General features: G+C 62.3%; 13 protein-coding genes. 10 read left to right on the top strand and 3 right to left on the bottom strand.

The features are described from left to right. Positions 1–121 precede the first annotated feature (121 nt). The 5 genes from AXF13_RS16910 to AXF13_RS13410 all read left to right on the top strand — a co-directional run bounded on the left by AXF13_RS16910 (position 122) and on the right by AXF13_RS13410 (position 8,039). On the top strand, positions 122–298 hold the full coding sequence (locus AXF13_RS16910) for a hypothetical protein (RefSeq protein WP_223299927.1): 177 nt from the start codon (positions 122–124) through the stop codon (positions 296–298). A 484-nt stretch (positions 299–782) separates the two neighbouring features. Continuing rightward, positions 783–1,292, top strand: coding sequence for a hypothetical protein (locus AXF13_RS13425; RefSeq protein WP_062253991.1), 510 nt, complete (start codon positions 783–785; stop codon positions 1,290–1,292). A gap of 150 nt (positions 1,293–1,442) precedes the next feature. Then, positions 1,443–2,726 carry an MFS transporter gene (locus AXF13_RS13420; protein ID WP_062253989.1) on the top strand — a complete coding sequence of 428 codons (1,284 nt, stop codon included), beginning with the start codon at positions 1,443–1,445 and terminating at the stop codon, positions 2,724–2,726. Further along, on the top strand, positions 2,723–3,211 hold the full coding sequence (locus AXF13_RS13415) for a methylated-DNA--[protein]-cysteine S-methyltransferase (RefSeq protein WP_083522104.1): 489 nt from the start codon (positions 2,723–2,725) through the stop codon (positions 3,209–3,211). Before AXF13_RS13420 ends, AXF13_RS13415 begins: the two co-directional genes overlap by 4 nt. Positions 3,212–3,410: 199 nt before the next feature. Continuing rightward, on the top strand, positions 3,411–8,039 hold the full coding sequence (locus tag AXF13_RS13410; RefSeq protein ID WP_062253987.1) for a PAS domain-containing protein: 4,629 nt from the start codon (positions 3,411–3,413) through the stop codon (positions 8,037–8,039). A gap of 98 nt (positions 8,040–8,137) precedes the next feature. Here the strand turns inward: AXF13_RS13410 and AXF13_RS13405 are convergent, their stop codons facing one another. The 3 genes from AXF13_RS13405 to AXF13_RS13395 form a co-directional block, all read right to left on the bottom strand. Continuing rightward, complete coding sequence (locus tag AXF13_RS13405; RefSeq protein WP_062253985.1) at positions 8,138–8,755, bottom strand: nitroreductase family protein; 618 nt, start codon at positions 8,753–8,755, stop codon at positions 8,138–8,140. A 150-nt stretch (positions 8,756–8,905) separates the two neighbouring features. Then, on the bottom strand, positions 8,906–9,991 hold the full coding sequence (locus tag AXF13_RS13400; protein WP_062253984.1) for a glycerol dehydrogenase: 1,086 nt from the start codon (positions 9,989–9,991) through the stop codon (positions 8,906–8,908). A 117-nt stretch (positions 9,992–10,108) separates the two neighbouring features. Continuing rightward, positions 10,109–11,803, bottom strand: a complete 1,695-nt coding sequence (locus tag AXF13_RS13395; RefSeq protein ID WP_062254922.1) for a sensor domain-containing diguanylate cyclase — start codon at positions 11,801–11,803, stop codon at positions 10,109–10,111. 273 nt (positions 11,804–12,076) lie between these two features. Here AXF13_RS13395 and AXF13_RS13390 point away from each other — a divergent pair, with 273 nt between their 5' ends. From AXF13_RS13390 to AXF13_RS13370, 5 genes are all read left to right on the top strand, one after another. Further along, positions 12,077–12,355, top strand: coding sequence for a helix-turn-helix domain-containing protein (locus AXF13_RS13390; protein WP_236887148.1), 279 nt, complete (start codon positions 12,077–12,079; stop codon positions 12,353–12,355). 422 nt (positions 12,356–12,777) lie between these two features. After that, entirely contained in the window at positions 12,778–13,071 is a 294-nt protein-coding gene (locus AXF13_RS13385; RefSeq protein ID WP_062253981.1) for a helix-turn-helix domain-containing protein, read from the top strand. 263 nt (positions 13,072–13,334) lie between these two features. Further along, positions 13,335–14,846 carry a glutamate synthase-related protein gene (locus AXF13_RS13380; RefSeq protein WP_062253979.1) on the top strand — a complete coding sequence of 504 codons (1,512 nt, stop codon included), beginning with the start codon at positions 13,335–13,337 and terminating at the stop codon, positions 14,844–14,846. 280 nt (positions 14,847–15,126) lie between these two features. Then, complete coding sequence (locus tag AXF13_RS13375) at positions 15,127–16,131, top strand: methionine ABC transporter ATP-binding protein (protein ID WP_062253978.1); 1,005 nt, start codon at positions 15,127–15,129, stop codon at positions 16,129–16,131. Beyond that, positions 16,124–16,786, top strand: coding sequence for a methionine ABC transporter permease (locus AXF13_RS13370; RefSeq protein WP_062253976.1), 663 nt, complete (start codon positions 16,124–16,126; stop codon positions 16,784–16,786). Before AXF13_RS13375 ends, AXF13_RS13370 begins: the two co-directional genes overlap by 8 nt. Positions 16,787–16,818 lie beyond the last annotated feature (32 nt).

Here is a 16,818-nt window from a genome sequence, read left to right as displayed (position 1 = left end):
GCCAGTGGGTGGAGTACGAGTCTTCACCAAGAAGGAAATTGACGTGTCCGGATACTATGCGAAAAAGCTTGTTCGTACAATGTGACCTCCTGGGCCGAACACGTATGCGGATGAGCTTCATGTGAAAGTCGAGGTCGCCCACTTGACCAGCGGCAAATACGCCAAGCTGGCAAAGTGTTCGCCGGATACCGCCTTGCGGGATATTCGGGAGCTGATGGAATACGGCATCTTGCGACAAGGGGAAAGCGGCGGACGGAGTACGAGTTATGAAATGATTCACTTCTTAGAATGGCAGTAATGCAATTTCTGCAATCATATTCAATGCGTCGTTGTATATAATTTATGGAGAACAAGCCTGAAAACTAAATTTATCTGAGCGTTGTTGCCGCCATGTTATATTTGGATTAAAGATAATAAAGCTGTACTCCACCGTGCCCATCTACCCCTTGCAGACCATGGCGTTCTTGGCGATAGTATTCGTCGGGAGGGCTTGCTGCCGTGCGTCTTCCCGGCCCTGCCCGCTGTTGACAGTTCCCCGCGCCTATGATTCCCTTCTTCCCGGTGCTCAAAACACCTTCCGTAGACGGCTCCCACCCCGACAGACTGTGGGCTTTCTTGCGCTGTGCCTTTGGCACGGCGTAACTTCCCGTATGCTCTTTCCGGGTGTGGGCGAAATACAAGACCGGCTTGCCGGAAAATAGCCCGCTGCTCTGCGGCAGTTTTGAGCACCCGGAACTTTCTGTTTTTGAGAGTTCCGAATCAAAAAACCGTAGAGGTACTCCATGTCCAGTTCTTCCCCGAGCGCACGCCGCTCACGGCCCCAATTTGCTCCGCCTGATGCGGCGTCTCCAGATTTTTCCTGCTCCCACTTCACGGATCTGGCCGAAAAGCTGCAACAGGCGGCCCAGGCCTTGCTGGTTTTTGCGGCAAAAGAACAGCCGGAACCGGCGCAACGGGACACGGCAGCCGCCGCTTCCCCCAAGGCCGCCGGGCCCGCCGGGGAAGTGCCGCACGAATTGCGCTGCTACCGCGTGCCGTCGTATATGCTGAAATATGAGGAGGAAACGCTTGCCGCGCACAAAGCCGAGGATTTATCCGGCCTGCTCGATAAGGTGCATGACGATCTTTATGTCACGGCCTACCTCATGGAACATTTCGAGGATGGTGAGGATATTGACGGCTTCACCGTTCAACTGATCGGCGACAGGCTGCAAACTTCCGTGCATGTTTTGAGTAAAGTCTGCTCTGTCCTTGCGGATTTCAGACCGGCGGAAGCGCCGTTGACAGCCTGAATCTTGTGAGACAAAGGCCCCGGTTTTCCGGGGCCTTCTATCCAGGGAAGTGGGGGCCACATGGCGCTGAACGGCGCGTCCGGGCGGGCAGGGCGCGCCTGCGCCGTCTTCCGTCTTGGATTTGCCCGGCCTTTGGTGTAGCGTCCCGCAATGGACAAAAAGAAAATCCTTCTCCTTTCGCTGGGGCATCTCTCCTGCGACGTGAACGGCGGCGCCCTGCCCGCCGTGCTGCCGTTTCTGCGGGCCAGCTACGGCCTGAGCTATCAGGCCACGGGCGGCCTGATGTTTGCCTATTCCTGCCTTTCGTCCATCATCCAGCCCCTGTTCGGCTGGCTCTCGGACCGCTTTTCCAAGCCCTGGTTCATTCCCCTGGGCGTGCTGCTGGCCGGTTGCGGCCTGGCGGCCGTGGGCTTCATGCGGGACTACTGGGCCATTTTCGCGGCCATCGCGGTCAGCGGCGTCGGCGCGGCGCTCTTCCATCCCGAAGGCGCGCGCTATGCCAATAAGGTGTCCGGCCAGAGCAAGGGCGTGGGCCTGAGCATCTTTTCCATCGGCGGCAACAGCGGCTTTGTGCTGGGGCCGTTGCTGGTCACGGGCTGCGTGGGCTATTTCGGCATGAGCGGCACGGCGGTTTTTGCCTGCCTTGCCGTGTGCATGGCCTCCATCCTGCTCTGGCAGATCGTGCGCATGACCGGCCTTGCAACCGGCGCGGCCGTTGTGCCCGTCCCGTCCGCGCCCCCGACCGAATCCGTTGCGAGCGAAAATCCGCAGGCCGCTGCCGCCCCTGTTGACCCTGTTGCGTCTGGTGCGCCCGCCGCCGAGGGCGCGGATGGGGACTCTGAAATCCTCGGCCGCAACAACTGGCGGGAGTTTTCCAAGCTGACCGTCGCCATTGTGGCCCGTTCCACCCTGTTTGTGGGCTTCAATACCTTTATTCCGCTGTACTGGGTCAATGTCTTCGGGCAGTCCAAGGCCGCCGGGGCGCTGGCCCTGACTTTTTTCTGCACCTGCGGGGTGATCAGCAACATCATCGGCGGCCTGCTCTCGGACCGCTACGGCTGCACCAGGATCATCCGTCTGGCCTTTGTGCTCATGGCTCCGGTGGTTTTCGCCTTCAGCCTGGCGGGCAATCTTTACGCGGCCTTCGCCCTTCTGCCCTTTCTGGGCTTCGTGCTCTATGCGCCTTTCAGCTCCCTGGTGGTGCTGGGCCAGAAGCTGCTGGCCAGGAACATCGGCTTTGCCTCGGGCGTGACCCTGGGCCTGGCTACCAGCATGGGCGGCATGGCCGCGCCATGCCTGGGCTGGATCGCCGACAATTACGGCCTGGCGCGGGCCATCCAGTGCCTGGGCCTGGTGGCCGTGCTGGGCGCGCTGTTCGCTTTTCTGCTGTCCTCGTCCAAAGCGCCCGGCCGGGCGCGGGGAGCCGCCGCATGATGTACACGCAGCACTATGACCTGCCCCTGATCGGCGGGGTTTCCCTGGTGGAGGAGGACGGCCGCATCCTGGCCCTGGACCTGATCTGCAAGGACGGCGGCCGTAAATCCGGCCCGCTGGCGGCCAATGCCGCCGACGAGGAAACGCCCCTGCTGCGCGAGGCCGAACGCCAGCTCAAAGCCTATCTGGCGGGCAGGCTGCGGGACTTTGATCTGCCCCTGACCCCCAGGGGCACGCCGTTCCAGCAAAAGGTCTGGGCCGCGCTGACCGCCATTCCTTACGGCGAGACGCGCAGCTACAAGCAGGTCGCCGAAGCCGTGGACTGCCCCAAGGGCTGCCGGGCCGTGGGCATGGCCAACAATCGCAATCCCATCGCCATAGTGATTCCCTGCCACCGGGTCATCGGGGCCGACGGCGCGCTGGTGGGCTATGGCGGCGGCCTGCCCATCAAGGAATGCCTGCTGCGCCTGGAAGGCTGCCTTTAATCCGTATGCCCGGGCCCGGCTTTTTGCCGGGCTGCCGCAAACTTTCGTTGCGGGCGGGCTGTATTTACGGCATATCTCTTTGAAATGTCCGCAATGACCCTGATGGACAATGTGATGACTATTCGCCGTATGCCGTTTGGCACGCGGCAAAGCTGAGAAAGCGGACAGCGCGGCACGCGCGGGAAGGAGTCGGCCGGATATGGGCAAGGATGCATTTCCATCCAGTGACAGATTATCGCTGATTCTGGACCATGCGCCGGTGGCGGTATATGTCAGCGCGCTTGATACCTGGGAAATACTCTATGCCAACCGGCTGGCGGCGGAACTGCTGGGCTGTTGGCCCGGCTGCGGGGCCACCTGCTACGGCCTGATGGGCTTTGAGCGGCCCTGCCCTTTTTGCCGGGTCGGCGAAATGAGCGATACGGAACCCCATGTGCGGGAGCATGTTCGTGGGGGCCGCGTGTACCAGCTCAGCGGCAAGGTCATTGACTGGGCCGGCATCCCCGCCCATCTGGAATACATTCACGATATTACCGAGGAAAAACGGGCCGAAGAGGCCAGTACGGCCCTGACGCGGGAATTACGCTCGCTGCTGGACAATATGCCCGGCGGCCTGTGCGTCTACCGTTTCGACGGCGAAAAACTTTCCCCGGTCTTTCACAATCCCGGCTTTTACAGCCTCCTCGGCTACTCGGACGAGCACATTGCCCGCACGCGGCGGGAAACCGATTACCTGAACGTGCATCCCGAAGATGTGGAAGCCCTGAAGGCAGGCATAGCGGCGGCCATCGCGGACGAGGGCGTCGCGCGGCACGCCTACCGCGTCTTTCACGACGGGAAAAAAGAGTACATCTGGGTTCAGCTTGAGCTGGCGGCCAGGCGGCAGGCCGACGGGACGTTTCTGCTGTACGGCGTGTACTCCGACATAACCGAGCGGCATCAACTGGAAAGCCGGCTCGCCGAGGCGCACGAAAAGACGCAGGACATCATCAACGCCATTCCTGGCGGCGTGGTGATCTACAAGGTTTCCGACATCTTTGAAACCGTCTATTTTTCCGACGGAGTGCCCGAGCTGAGCGGCTACACCGTCCGGGAATATCACGAGCTGATCAAGGGCGACGCCGCCGAGATGACCTATCCCGAAGATACGGCCATGGTCGTCGGCAAGCTGCGCCACGCGCTTGCGCGCAATGAGATTGCGGATTTTGAATTCCGCAAGAAGCATAAGGACGGCCATGCGGTCTGGGTGCATATCCAGGCCAAAAAGGTCGGGGAAGAAGGCGGTTTTCCGCTGCTCCAGTGCGTGTTCCACAATGTTTCGGCGTTGCGGAAGACCCAGCAGGAGATGGAGCACCTGGTCAACTCCATCCCCGGCGGCATCGCGGTCTACAACGTGACGGACACCCTTACGCCGGTCTTCTGTTCCGAAGGCGTGGCCGCGCTTTCAGGTTATACGAAAGAGGAATATCAGGCACTGCGGGGCAACGACGCCTTTCAGGCAGTATACGAAGAGGACCGGGAGCGGGTGCGGGCGGCGGTGCTCCGCGCGGTGCGCAGCGGCGACCCCGTGGAAATATCCTACCGTATCCTTCACAAGGACGGCCGTCTGGTCTGGCTGCATCTGAACGGCAGGCGCATGGGCGCGCTGACCGATACCTCGACTTTTTATGCCGTATTTACCGGCATGTCGGCGGAGAGCAAACTCTATCAAAGCCTGGCCAACGAGGCCGCGGACGGCATCTACGTCATCGGCAGAGAGGATTACAGCCTGCTCTACGTCAATGAACGGGTCAATCTGTTCATAGACGAGAAAGCCCTGACTTCCGGCCGGAAATGCCATGCCGCCCTGCACGGCAGGCGGAAACCCTGCGAGTTCTGCAATCTTGACCGCCGCAACGACGGCCGGAAGCGCCAGGACATGGTGATTCCCGGCTCGGACAGGATCTATGCCACGGCCACGCGCGAGACCGACTGGAACGGCATTCCCGCCTATGTCAGGTATGTGACGGACATTACGGAAAAAGTACGCACCCGCAAGGAAAAGGAGCGGCTGGAGCGCTACTACCAGACCCTGATCCGCCATTTGCCCGGCGGCATTACGGTCCTGCGCTGCGCCGCCGACGGCGCCATCGTGCCGGAATTCATCTCGGACGGCTTTGCCGCCATGACCGGCATGACGCTTGAACAGGCCTATGCGCTGTACGGCAGCGACGCCGGCGCGGGCGTGCATCCCGAGGACGGGGAGTACGTCCTGGCCCGCATCCGCGGGCTGGTGGAAACGGGCCAAGATTCCTGTGAAACGGTTTACCGGCTGCGCAAGGGCGAACAGGGCTATATCTGGGTGAAAAACATTTCCGCCCTGATTCCGGATGAGGACGGCAACGCGCGGATTTACGCCGTGTTCAGCGACGTCACGGAGGACATGAACGAACGGGCCGAGCTGAGCCGCCGCTACAACAACATGCTTATAGAGCATCACAAGGGCCTTACGCACGGCGAGATCATCACGGGCCACTGCAACATCACCCGCAACTTTATTATTGAAATTACGGACCAGACCAACAGCCGCCTGCTGGAGACATTCGGCACTGTGCGTGAGCCGTTTTTCACGGGTCTGGCCGGGCTGGTCGTGGACGAGAACGAGCGCCGCGTTTTTCTGGAGCGCTTTCTCGCCCCGCCCCTGCGCGCGGCCTTTGCGCGGGACGAGGTCAAGCATGAACTGGAGTGCTTCGTCAAATTGCCCACCGAGACGCAGGGCCGCTATGTCCGGGTCGTGGTCAAACTGGTGGTCTCCCCGGACAGCGGCGATCTCATCGGCGTTCTTTCCGTGCTGGACGTGACCGAGCAGAAGATTTCGGAACAGATCCTGAACCGTCTGTCCCACGCGAGCTATGATTTCCTTGCGGATGTGGACCTGCGGCGCGACCGCTACAAGGTGCTTTCCTTCAATCACCAGGCCAGCGCGCTGCCGCCGTCCGAGGGCGGCTATACCGCGCAGGCCGCTTACCTCTTCCAGTCCCTGGTGGTGCCCAAGGACAAGGAGATTTGCGCCAGGATGCTCGACCTGGGCTACATGCGGCAGCGTCTGGAAAAAGAGGGCTCCTACTCTTTCCACTATTCCCTGACGGACGAGAACGGCGAAATCCTGACCAAAAACATGGTCGTCTTTTCCATTGACAAAAAGCTGGGCCGGGTCTGCCTTTCCCGGACGGACATTACGGAATCCGTGCGGGAGCAGAAGGCTCTGCTCAACATGCTGGCCTACACCTTTGATCTGGCCGGCTTCCTCAACCTCGCCACCGGCGGTTTCGTCATTCACACCCGGGAAACCGTGCTCCGCAACCTTGCCCCGTATACCACGGAGGATTTTGACCTGGCCCTGGAGAAGTTCATCCGCCATGCCGACACGGAAGAGGGCCAGGACGAAATACGCGGGCAATTGTCCGTGGAAGTCATGCTGGCGCGCTTGGCCGAACATCCCGAAGGCTATGAATTCACTTTTCCCTGCCGCTCCGATGCCGGGCTCCGCCACAAGCAGATCAGCGTTCTCTGGGGCGGGGAAAATCACCAGACCGTCTGCCTGGTGCGGGCTGACGTGACCGACGTGCTCAGGGCGGACCAGCAGACCAGGGAGCAGTTGAAAAACGCGCTCACCCTCGCCCGGGAAGCCAGCCAGGCCAAGACCGACTTCCTTTCCTCCATGAGCCACGACATCCGCACGCCCATGAACGCCATTGTCGGCATGACCGAACTTGCCCTGGCCCGGCGCGACAATCCCGTTCAGATTGACGAGAGCCTTGCCGTCATCAGGACCGCCTCGGAGCACCTCCTGCGCCTGATCAATGATATCCTGGACATGAGCCGCATTGAAAGCGGCCATATAGTTCTGGTCAAGGAGCTGTTCAGCCAGCGGGAGGAAGTGGAAAAAATCGTGACCCGGGCCCTGGCCCTGGCCGGGAAAAAGGGACTGGCCTTCAGTCATTCCTTCCAGGTCCGCCATGACAAATGTATCGGCGACATTTTGCGCATCCACCAGATTCTCGAAAATCTGATCAGCAACGCCGTCAAGTTCACGCCCGAGGGGGGCCGCGTCTCCCTCGCCGTCACGGAACTGCCGCAAAAAAACGGGCAGATCGGCTGGTACCGCTTTGTGGTTGCGGATACCGGCATCGGCATCGGCCCGGAGGATATTCCGCATATCTTCGAGGTGTTCTTCCGGGTGGAAAACTTGCGCGTCGGACATACGGAAGGCACGGGCCTGGGGCTCTCCATCATCAAAAATATTGTGGACTACAAGGGCGGCACCATCAAAGTGGAGAGCGAGCCGGGCCAGGGCACGCGCTTTACGGTGGACCTGCCCCTGCACCTGGCGGACGCGCCGGACGCCCAGGCCCCGCCGGAGGTCGCGGAGAGTGCCGAAGAGAATGTGGACATTTCCGGCCTGCGCGTGCTGCTGGTGGAGGACAATGAGGTGAACCAGCTGGTGGCGCAGCGGATTCTTGAAAGCGAAGGCGTGGCGGTGAGCATCGCCGACAACGGCAAGGCGGGTTGGGAAGCCTTTGAGAGCAGCGCGCCGGATGCCTTTGACGCCGTTTTCATGGATATCCAGATGCCGGTCATGGACGGCTATGAAGCCACCCGCGCCATACGGCGGAGCGGGCATGCCCGCGCGGCGGACATTCCCGTCATCGCCATGACGGCCAATGCTTTTGCCGGGGACGTCCGGCGCTGCCTGAACGCGGGGATGAACGCCCATATCGCCAAGCCCATCGAGCCGGGAAAGCTCTTTGAGCTCTTGTGGAAACACACAAGGGGCCGCGCCTCCTGAGCCGTTTATTTCCAGGAGCCCGTCATGACGAAAAGGCCGTTGCCCGAATGGACAACGGCCTTGGTCTGCCCGCGGCAACGGGCCGTCGCAGGGGCACGTTACTGAATCAGACCCACGGTCTGGGCGATGAGCACGCGCCAGCCGTCGGGCAGGGGCAGTTTGCCGTCCAGGGCCGAAACGCCGGAAGCGTGCACATAGTTGCCCAGACCGGCGGAGGCGCAGTAGAGCCCGGCGTTCTGGTAGAGCGCGCCCACGTGCATGCCGGACCAGCGGCCCTCGGGCGCGGCATAGAGCAGCACCAGCGAGCCGCCGCCTGCCGCGTCGCGGTAATCGCCGCTCAGTTCCCGGATCAGGGCGTGTTGGGCCGCGTCATAGCGCCAGACGCCGTTTTCCCGCACCACATAGACCGTCACTTCCTGGCGGTTCATGGCCGAAGGCGCGGTGCGGCGGCCGTCGGACCGGTTCACGCCCCAGGTGGCCCAGAGCAGGTTGCTCAGTTCCTGGGCGGACAGGGGCGCGCCGGTATAGCCGCTTTTGCTGGAATGACGTTCGGCCAGGGCTTGCATCAGGGGCATGCCGCCCTTTTTGTCCGGCGCGGGCAAATCCATGCGCGCGCCGTCGGCGGAAACCGCCCGTGCCGGACCGGCCGGGCTCAGGCTGAGCGCCAGCACGGCCAGACCCGTACTCAGGGACATCAGAATGTTGCGGATGCTCATTGTTGTCTCACTCTTGGGAAACGCCGCCTGATGGTCCTTTTGCTCTTTTCCCGCGCCGGGCTGGCCCTGTGCGCGATGTTTGCCTTTCGGCAAAGAACAAACATTTTCATCAGTCAGCGCATCCCTTAGTTTGTCGGATGGTTTCATCAATCAGGCGCGCAGGGCGCGGCCCAGGCCGTCCGCCGCCAGAACGGCGTCGGTCAGTTCCTCCGGCGTGACGTCGCCGATCATGTTGTGGATGCTTTCGCCCGGCGCGCAGGCCTTCGTGGCGGCCACGGCCACCCGCGCGGGGTCGGTGACGCCCATTTCCGCCAGGGTCACGGGCAGGCCCACATTCAGACAGAAGTCCTGCACCTGGCGCAGTTCCGCGCCGGGCGCGTTTTCCAGCAACAGTTGCACGATGGTGCCGAAGGCCACCACGCTGCCGTGGGCCGCCGTGCATTCTTCCAGGGCGGTGAAGCCGTTGTACACGGAGTGGGCCACGCACAGGCCGCCGTTGTCCGCGCCCACGCCCGAGAGGTAGATATTGGCCTCAATGATCGCCTCCACATCCGGGGTGAGCAGATGCCGCTCCACGGCGGCCTTGGCCCGTGCGCCGTTTTCCAGCAGGGTTTCGTAGCAGAGGCGGCAGAGGGCCAGGGCCGAACGGGTGATGCCGCCGTTTTCCAGGCTGGGGGCTTTGGCTCTGGCGCACATCCGGGCTTCGAAATAGGTGCCCAGGGCGTCGCCCATGCCCGCCACCAGGAATTTGACCGGCGCGTTGGCGATGACCGTTGAATCCACCAGAACCACGTCGGGATTTTTCGGATAGAAAAGGTATTTGCTGAACGAGCCGTCATCCTTGTAGATGACCGAAAGCCCGGTGCAGGGCGCGTCCGTGGCGCTGACAGTGGGAATGACCAGCACGGGCAGGCCTTCGTAATAGGCCGTGGCCTTGGCCGTGTCGATGGCCGAGCCGCCGCCCACACCGGCCACGCAGTCAATGCCGTGAGCGCGCACGATGTCGCGCATGCGTTGAATTTCGCCCTCGGAGCTGTGTCCGCCGAAAATCTCGAAGCGGATGGCGGCCTCCTTGCCGGCAAAACTTTGCTCCAGGTGGGCGCGGCAGGCCTTTTCACCGCTGCGGCTGCAGATGAAGAGGAAGGATTTGCCCAGATTTTTGGTTTCGTCATACGTGGAAAGCAGGGCGTCCTTGCCCTGGATATATTTTGCGGGTGCCCGCATCAGTTTCAACATTGGTATTCTCCTGTGTTCTTCTTGGGAAATAAAAAGCACGCGGCGCGCCCAGGGGGCTTGTCGCGTGCTTTCATTGTGTATGCCGGCGGAGGGAACTGTCAAGAAAGAAGGCCCGGTTCAGTTGACTGGGAGACGGTCGTCGGCGCGGATGTTGTGGCCCGTGCGGGCTTCAATCCAGTTTTTGATCTCTCTGTGCGCGGTTTTGCGCTGGGCCCGCTTCTGGCGCAGCATGGCCGTATCCGCCTGCACCATGACCTTGGCCAGGGTCATCTCCGGGTTTTCGCTGCAGGCCAGGCCAAAGGCCGCCAAAAGCGGCATCCGGCCGGGATGCTGGTTGCGTTCGGCAAAACAGGTTTCGATGTTGCGCAGCAGCTCCCTGCCCTTGTCCGGCGCGCAGCCCGGCAGCAGAACCACAAATTCGTCCCCGCCCATGCGCGCCACGCAGTCCGTGAGCCGCAGGGGCTTGCGCAGCAGCGTTGCGGCCTCGGCCAGCAATTCGTCCCCGGCCGCGTGGCCCAGGTTGTCGTTGACCATTTTCAGGCCGGTGATGTCGCAGGAGATCACGCAGACCGGGCGGATGTTGTTTTTTTCGATGCGTTCGGCCTCCAGATTGCAATAGGCCCGGCTGCGCAGGCCGGTGAGCGCGTCGTTTTTGACCAGTTCCTCCAGCCTGTCCCGCTCGGTCTGGGCCGTGGTGATGTTGGTGACGATGTTCACCAGATGGCACGCCCGGCCGTTTTCATCCCTCCGGGTCACGCAGCCGCGTCCGAAAAGCCAGGCCCAGCCGCCGTCTGCGCGCCGCATGCGGTAGGTGCATTCAAAGGAATCGCCGTAGCGCGGGGACTGGACGATAGCCAGTTGCGTGTCCACGATTTTGTCGTGGTCGTCGGGGTGGATTTTGTCTTTCCAGGCATCCACATGCGCGGGAAACTGCTCCGGCGTATAGCCCAGCATGGCCAGACAGCGGGGGCTGTAATAGACCGCGTCGGTGCGCAGGTCCCAGTCCCACAGGCCGTCGCCCACCGTGTCCAGGGCGTAGTGCAGCCGCTCGTCGTCGGATGAGCGGAGGCCGGGGCGGAGGCTTTCCTCGCGTTGCAGCGTGCCGGCCAGCAGGGTGGCGCGGCCCGTGTGGTCGCGCTCCAGCACGGAGCCGCGCACCAGCATGCGCGCGTACTGGCCGTTGTTCAGCCGGACCCTGATGATGTCGTCAATGGATTCGCCCAGAAGTTTCTGTTCGATGAACAGCCGGTAGCGGCGGAGCAGGTTTTTGCGGTCGGCCGGGTGGATGCTTGTGGTACGGTCGTCGTAGCTGACGGCGTAGGTTCCGGATGCGTCCTCGCCCAGCAGAGCCGCGCAGATGCTGTCCCGCCAGACGTTTCTGCTCGGGATGGAATATATCCAGATGCCCACTTCGGGCAGGCCGCTTTGCCGGGCCTTGGCCTCCACGGCGGGATCGCCGGACAGGGCCGGAGTGACCGTGAAACGGCCCATGATTTTGGTTGCCCGGCCCTTTTCGTTGCGGGCCAGCACCAGCAGATGTTCCTGAATCCATTGATTGTTGAAGGGGTAGTCGCACTCCAGGCAGGAACCGGCCGTGCCGCTGAGCACGCCCTCGCGCAGCTCGTTGAGCCTGGGCAGGGCGTGGGGCGGAATGCAACTGAGAAAATCCGCCATGCGCGTTGGCGGTTCGGGCAGGCGCAAGCGGCTGCATGCGCCCAGACTCAGAAAAAGCGCGTCGGAAACGATGTCCCATTCCCACAGCGGCTCGCTGGAGGTAAGCGGGATAAGACAATGTGCCGGATGCGTGGACATGGGAGGGCCTTTGCTGTGGTTGTGGCGTTCCTCCGGCGGGCCGCCGCCTCCGGATGTCATTGTTGCATTGCGGCAGAGGCGCAACAATGACAGAGGCGTGTCAACCCGTCTTTTTTCCGTCGGATTTTTTATGCAGTGTGTATCTATATACCGATATAGGACTTTAATCCTTTATGCAAGCCGGGAAGTTCATGTTTTAATGGCAAGATGGAAACGGAACAGGCCAAGCAGATTATGGGCCGCATTGTGGCCGCTCTTCGCGAGGAGAGACTCATGAGCCGTTACGCCCTGGCCAAGCGGGCCGGGGTGGACTGCTCATGGCTGCGCCGTTTCGAACAGGGCCGTTCGGGCGTGCGGGTGGAGACTCTGATCGCCATTGCCCAGGGCCTGCAAATGCCGGCCGCGCGGATCGTGGATATGATCGAAATCGCCCTCTGCGAAGCCGCCGTTTACCCCGGACCGTGCGCCAAGTCCCATGCCGAACCCCTTTCCAAACAGGAGGGGCAAAACCGCTTCGGGTCCCCGAGGCGGAAGGATGCGGACCTGTACTGAGCGGGCGCGTCCGGCTCAGCCAGGTTTGTTCCAACGCTGAAATCCCGTTCGCTCCGCCCTGTCGCCTTGCTTGTCAGCTGTTCCCGGCCAGCTGCGGCCGCACTGCGGCTCTTTCAGATGCGACGCCGCGCGCGTTGCCTTTTTCCTCTTGAGCGGGTTAACGTTGAGAATTGATATTCTCAACGTTGGCGCTGCCCTCAGCCTATCGTTGCTGTCTTGACCCGTAATGCCCGCTTTGCTCGCGAACGGCTAAAGGCGCCTTGGCTTCAGGCGCGGGCGTCCGCTTTCGCGGCCGACGGAGCAAAGTAACTTTGCTCATTGCCTATGGTATTCCGCGTTGTCGTGTTGCGGGCGTTTTTCGCCTGCCGGATATCCGTATAAATATACGGATATTTTGTCAAGGGCCGCGCTATGGTTCGCGCATGGAAAAAATACCCACATTGCAGTGGGCCGTGGCTGCGGTGATCCACCGGCTGCGGCGCAAGGCCGGGCTTTCCCAGGGGCAGTTGGCGGGCCTGGCGGGGCTTTCCGAAGATTATATCTCCGGCATGGAGCGCGGCATCCAGTGCGGTTCGCTGACCGCCATGCTGCATATCGCGGCGGCCCTGCGCATGGAAACGGCGGAACTGGTCCGGCTGATCGAGGCCGAGATGCGCGCCGGTCCCTGTCCGCCGGAACGCGGGGCGGGCAAGCCGCCCAAGCGGGAAGGAGACTAGGCGGCACGCTGAGTTTCGCGGCCGTTGTGGCGGCGCGGGTATCGAGCGTCGGGCATTCCGGCTGAGCGCAGGAAAGAGGTGACGGAACGCCGGGAAAAACGTAAGATCAAAACCATTGATACCACGGGCCGGGACCGGCCGTCATATTCCGGATGCGCCTCGCATCCGGCGCATGGCGCGGCCTCCGCCCTTGAAAATACGCCTGACGATTGCCTGATGGTCTGATCGGCTCCCTTTCCCCCAACCGCAAGGAGATATGCGTCATGTCCCTCAACCCCGGAATCGCCTCCAGCTTCAACGAAACCAAAACACGCAGCCACACGCTGTCGCCGCAGAGCGGCATGTGCTCCTTCTGCACCGCCGACTGCCCCGGCACCTGCGAGATAGGCCTGTCCGCCGTGCTGGGCGCGCAGAGCGTCTACCCCACCACCACGGGCAACAACCAGATCGCCTCGGAGAAGGATTATCCGCTGGATTACTCCCACTTCAACATCAACGGCCGCGTCTTCGGGGCTCAGGGCGTACCGGCCGGAACGGATCAGGCGGCCATCTTCAACGTCAGGCTCGAACGCACGCTGGGCAGGCGGCATCCGGTCAAGATCGCCCTGCCGGTGATCCTGCCCGCCCTGCTGAAAATGAACTGGCAGGATTATTTTGCCGGGGCCGCCATGGCCGGGGTCTGCTGCGTCATCGGCGAAGGCTCGCCCTCCAAGGACCCCGCGCTGCAAATGCGGAACGGAAAAATTGCGGAATTTCCCTATCTGAATGAAATCATGGACGCCTTCCGCCGCTATTACCGGGGCTACGGGCAGATCGTGCCGCAGGCCAACTTCGAGGAGGACGGCCAGGGGCTGCCGGAATACGCCATCAGCCGGTGCGGGGCCGAGGCCATTGAATTCAAGTTCGGCCAGTCGGCCAAGGGTACCCAGCCCGTGACCCGGCTCAAGGATTACGACGCCGCGCTCAAGAAAAAGGCGACCGGGGCCCTGGTCCATCCGGACCCGGAGGACCCCGCGGTCCGGGCCGCGGCGGAACGGGGCGAAGCGCCCAATTTCTATGCCTACGGCCGTCTGCCCATGTGGGACGAGGAGTATCTGGTCACCCGCATCGGCATGCTGCGGGACATGGGCCTGAAAAACGTCTATTTCAAGATGGCCGGCTTTGACCCCGTGGACATTGAGCGGGTGCTGCGCATTGCCGCGTCGGCTGAAGTGGATGTGGTCACTTTTGACGGCGCGGGCGGCGGCTCGGGTTACAGCCCCTGTAAAATGATGAACGAGTGGGGCCTGCCCACCGTGCCGCTGGAAAGCACGGTCTGCGGCATTGCCCGCCGCCTGGGCCGGGAAGGCCTGGAACTGCCCTCCATGGTCATCACCGGCGGCTTCGCCACCGAGGACCAGGTCTTCAAGGCCCTGGCTCTGGGCGCGCCCTGTTTTCAGGCCGTGGGCCTTTGCCGGGCCGCCATGGCCGCCGCCAACAGCGCCAAAAAGGTGGGCGAACTGATCGAAGCGGGCAACATTCCCGCCTATCTCCAAAAATACGGCGACAGCAAGGAAACGCTGTTCGCGGATCTGCCGGATCTCAGGCATCTCTACGGCAAGGAGGCGGAGAGCTTCCCGGCCGGGGCCATCGGCGTGTTCTCCTATCTCAACCGCATCGCCATGGGTCTGCGCCACTTCGCGGCCCTGAACCGCAAATTTGACGTAAACCTGCTGGGCCCGGACGATCTGATTCCGCTGACCCCGGAGGCCGCGGAGCTGCTGGCCGGAAGATAGGCGGGCAGTCCGATAGCATGAAGCACCCTGTTCCGGCCTTCCGTGGCCGTGGTGGAAGGCCGGGGCGGAGGTGCAAAATCCGCTCGGACTTGAGTGGACGGGCGGCGCGTTCCCACGGACTGTTCCGCCGGGAGTGAAATTGCTCTGCCTGCGCGCCTTTGCCGCCTCTTTGCGCCTGCGGCAAAATGTGCTATTGTACCCCCTCCGTTCCGGAAGGGGTCAAGGATGCGCCAGGTGCGCTCCGCCTTTGCCGGAGCGGCAGCGTCACGGCGGAGGCATTATGGCTGACGGCCCCATCATCAGTATCGAGCATCTGGAAAAGCGCTTTTCCGGTAAAAATGCCGACGTGTTCGCCCTGCGCGGCATTGACCTTGCCATCGGCCGGGGAGACATTTTCGGCATCATCGGCAAGAGCGGCGCGGGCAAGTCCACGCTGGTGCGTTGCATCAACATGCTGGAACGCCCCACGGCCGGAAGCGTCTTTTTTGAAGGCAGGGATCTCTGCCGTCTGCCCGAGGCCGCGCTGCGCAAGGCGCGGCGTTCCATGGGCATGATTTTTCAGCAGTTCAACCTGCTCATGCAGCGCACAGCCCTGCAGAACGTCTGTTTTCCGCTGGAGCTGACGGGCGCGCCCAGGGACGAGACCCGCAAGCGGGCCGAAGAGCTGCTGGATATGGTGGGTCTGGCCAACCGCATGGATTCTTACCCCTCCCAGCTTTCCGGCGGCCAGAAGCAGCGTGTGGCCATTGCCCGCGCCCTGGCCACCAAGCCGCGCGTGCTGCTCTGCGACGAAGCCACCTCCGCGCTGGACCCGGCCACCACGGATTCCATTCTCGCGCTCATCAAGGACATCAACGTCCAGCTCGGCATCACGGCGGTGGTCATCACCCACGAGATGAGCGTCATCGAAAAGATCTGCAGCCATGTGGCCATCATCAGCAAGGGCGTCATTGTCGAGCAGGGTCTGGTGGAGGACGTTTTTTTCCACCCCCGGACCGAAGCGGCCCGCCGCCTGGTCCTGCCCGAGGCCCTCCGCAAGCTGCCGCAGCCCAATCTGTACCGGCTCATCTTCAACGGCCGCTCTTCCTTTGAGCCCGTCATCGCCAACATGGTGCTGGAATGCGGCTGTCCGGTGAACATCATGTATGCCGACACCCGCGACATCAACGGCGTGGCCTTCGGCCAGATGGTCCTGCAACTGCCCGAGAGGGAGGAATCCCGCGCGCGGATCATGGCCTTTGCCGAGGCGCATTCCATCATGCTGGAGGAAATGAAACATGTTTGACCAGCAGACCGTTGAAATGCTGCTTGTGGGCGTATGGGACACGCTCTACATGACCGTGGCGGCGACATTTTTTTCCTATGTCTTCGGCATGGTCATGGGCGTGGTGCTGGTCATCTGCCGCAAGGACGGCATCCGGCCCAACGCGCTTGTCTACAACGTGCTGGACGTGGTGGTGAACCTCACGCGTTCCTTCCCCTTCCTGATCCTGATGATCGCGGTCATCCCCTTCACCCGCTTTCTGGTAGGCACCACCATCGGCAACAACGCCACCGTGGTGCCGCTGGTGCTGGCCGCCGCGCCCTTTGTGGCCCGGCTGGTGGAATCTTCCCTGCTGGAGGTGGACAACGGTGTGGTGGAGGCCGCCCAGAGCATGGGGGCCAGCACCTGGCAGATCATCGTCAAAGTGCTGCTGCCCGAGGCGCGGCCCTCGCTGCTCAACGGCAGCGCCGTATCCGCCATCACCATTCTCGGCTACTCGGCCATGTCCGGGGCCGTGGGCGGCGGCGGACTGGGCAAGCTCGCCATCATGTACGGCTACAACCGCTATCAGACCGACATCATGGTCATTACGGTGGTTTTGCTGATCATCATCGTGCAGGCCTTCCAGTCTTTCGGCAACTGGGCCACGCGTCGCAGCGACAAACGCGGTTCGTAGCCCGGCTCCAACCTTTTACACAAGGACAAAAC

The sequence above is a fragment of the Desulfovibrio fairfieldensis genome (genome assembly GCF_001553605.1).
In the GTDB taxonomy this organism is placed as follows: domain Bacteria; phylum Desulfobacterota; class Desulfovibrionia; order Desulfovibrionales; family Desulfovibrionaceae; genus Desulfovibrio; species Desulfovibrio fairfieldensis.
The sequence above is the reverse complement of the archived record's forward strand: the minus strand, read 5'-3'. Positions and strand labels throughout refer to the sequence as shown.

Coding starts and splice junctions, on each gene's coding strand:
- AXF13_RS13425 (WP_062253991.1), top strand. CDS start 783: ATGTCCAGTTCTTCCCCGAGCGCACGCCGCTCACGGCCCCAATTTGCT.
- AXF13_RS13420 (WP_062253989.1), top strand. CDS start 1,443: ATGGACAAAAAGAAAATCCTTCTCCTTTCGCTGGGGCATCTCTCCTGC.
- AXF13_RS13415 (WP_083522104.1), top strand. CDS start 2,723: ATGATGTACACGCAGCACTATGACCTGCCCCTGATCGGCGGGGTTTCC.
- AXF13_RS13410 (WP_062253987.1), top strand. CDS start 3,411: ATGGGCAAGGATGCATTTCCATCCAGTGACAGATTATCGCTGATTCTG.
- AXF13_RS13405 (WP_062253985.1), bottom strand. CDS start 8,755: ATGAGCATCCGCAACATTCTGATGTCCCTGAGTACGGGTCTGGCCGTG.
- AXF13_RS13400 (WP_062253984.1), bottom strand. CDS start 9,991: ATGTTGAAACTGATGCGGGCACCCGCAAAATATATCCAGGGCAAGGAC.
- AXF13_RS13395 (WP_062254922.1), bottom strand. CDS start 11,803: ATGTCCACGCATCCGGCACATTGTCTTATCCCGCTTACCTCCAGCGAG.
- AXF13_RS13390 (WP_236887148.1), top strand. CDS start 12,077: ATGAGCCGTTACGCCCTGGCCAAGCGGGCCGGGGTGGACTGCTCATGG.
- AXF13_RS13385 (WP_062253981.1), top strand. CDS start 12,778: ATGGAAAAAATACCCACATTGCAGTGGGCCGTGGCTGCGGTGATCCAC.
- AXF13_RS13380 (WP_062253979.1), top strand. CDS start 13,335: ATGTCCCTCAACCCCGGAATCGCCTCCAGCTTCAACGAAACCAAAACA.
- AXF13_RS13375 (WP_062253978.1), top strand. CDS start 15,127: ATGGCTGACGGCCCCATCATCAGTATCGAGCATCTGGAAAAGCGCTTT.
- AXF13_RS13370 (WP_062253976.1), top strand. CDS start 16,124: ATGTTTGACCAGCAGACCGTTGAAATGCTGCTTGTGGGCGTATGGGAC.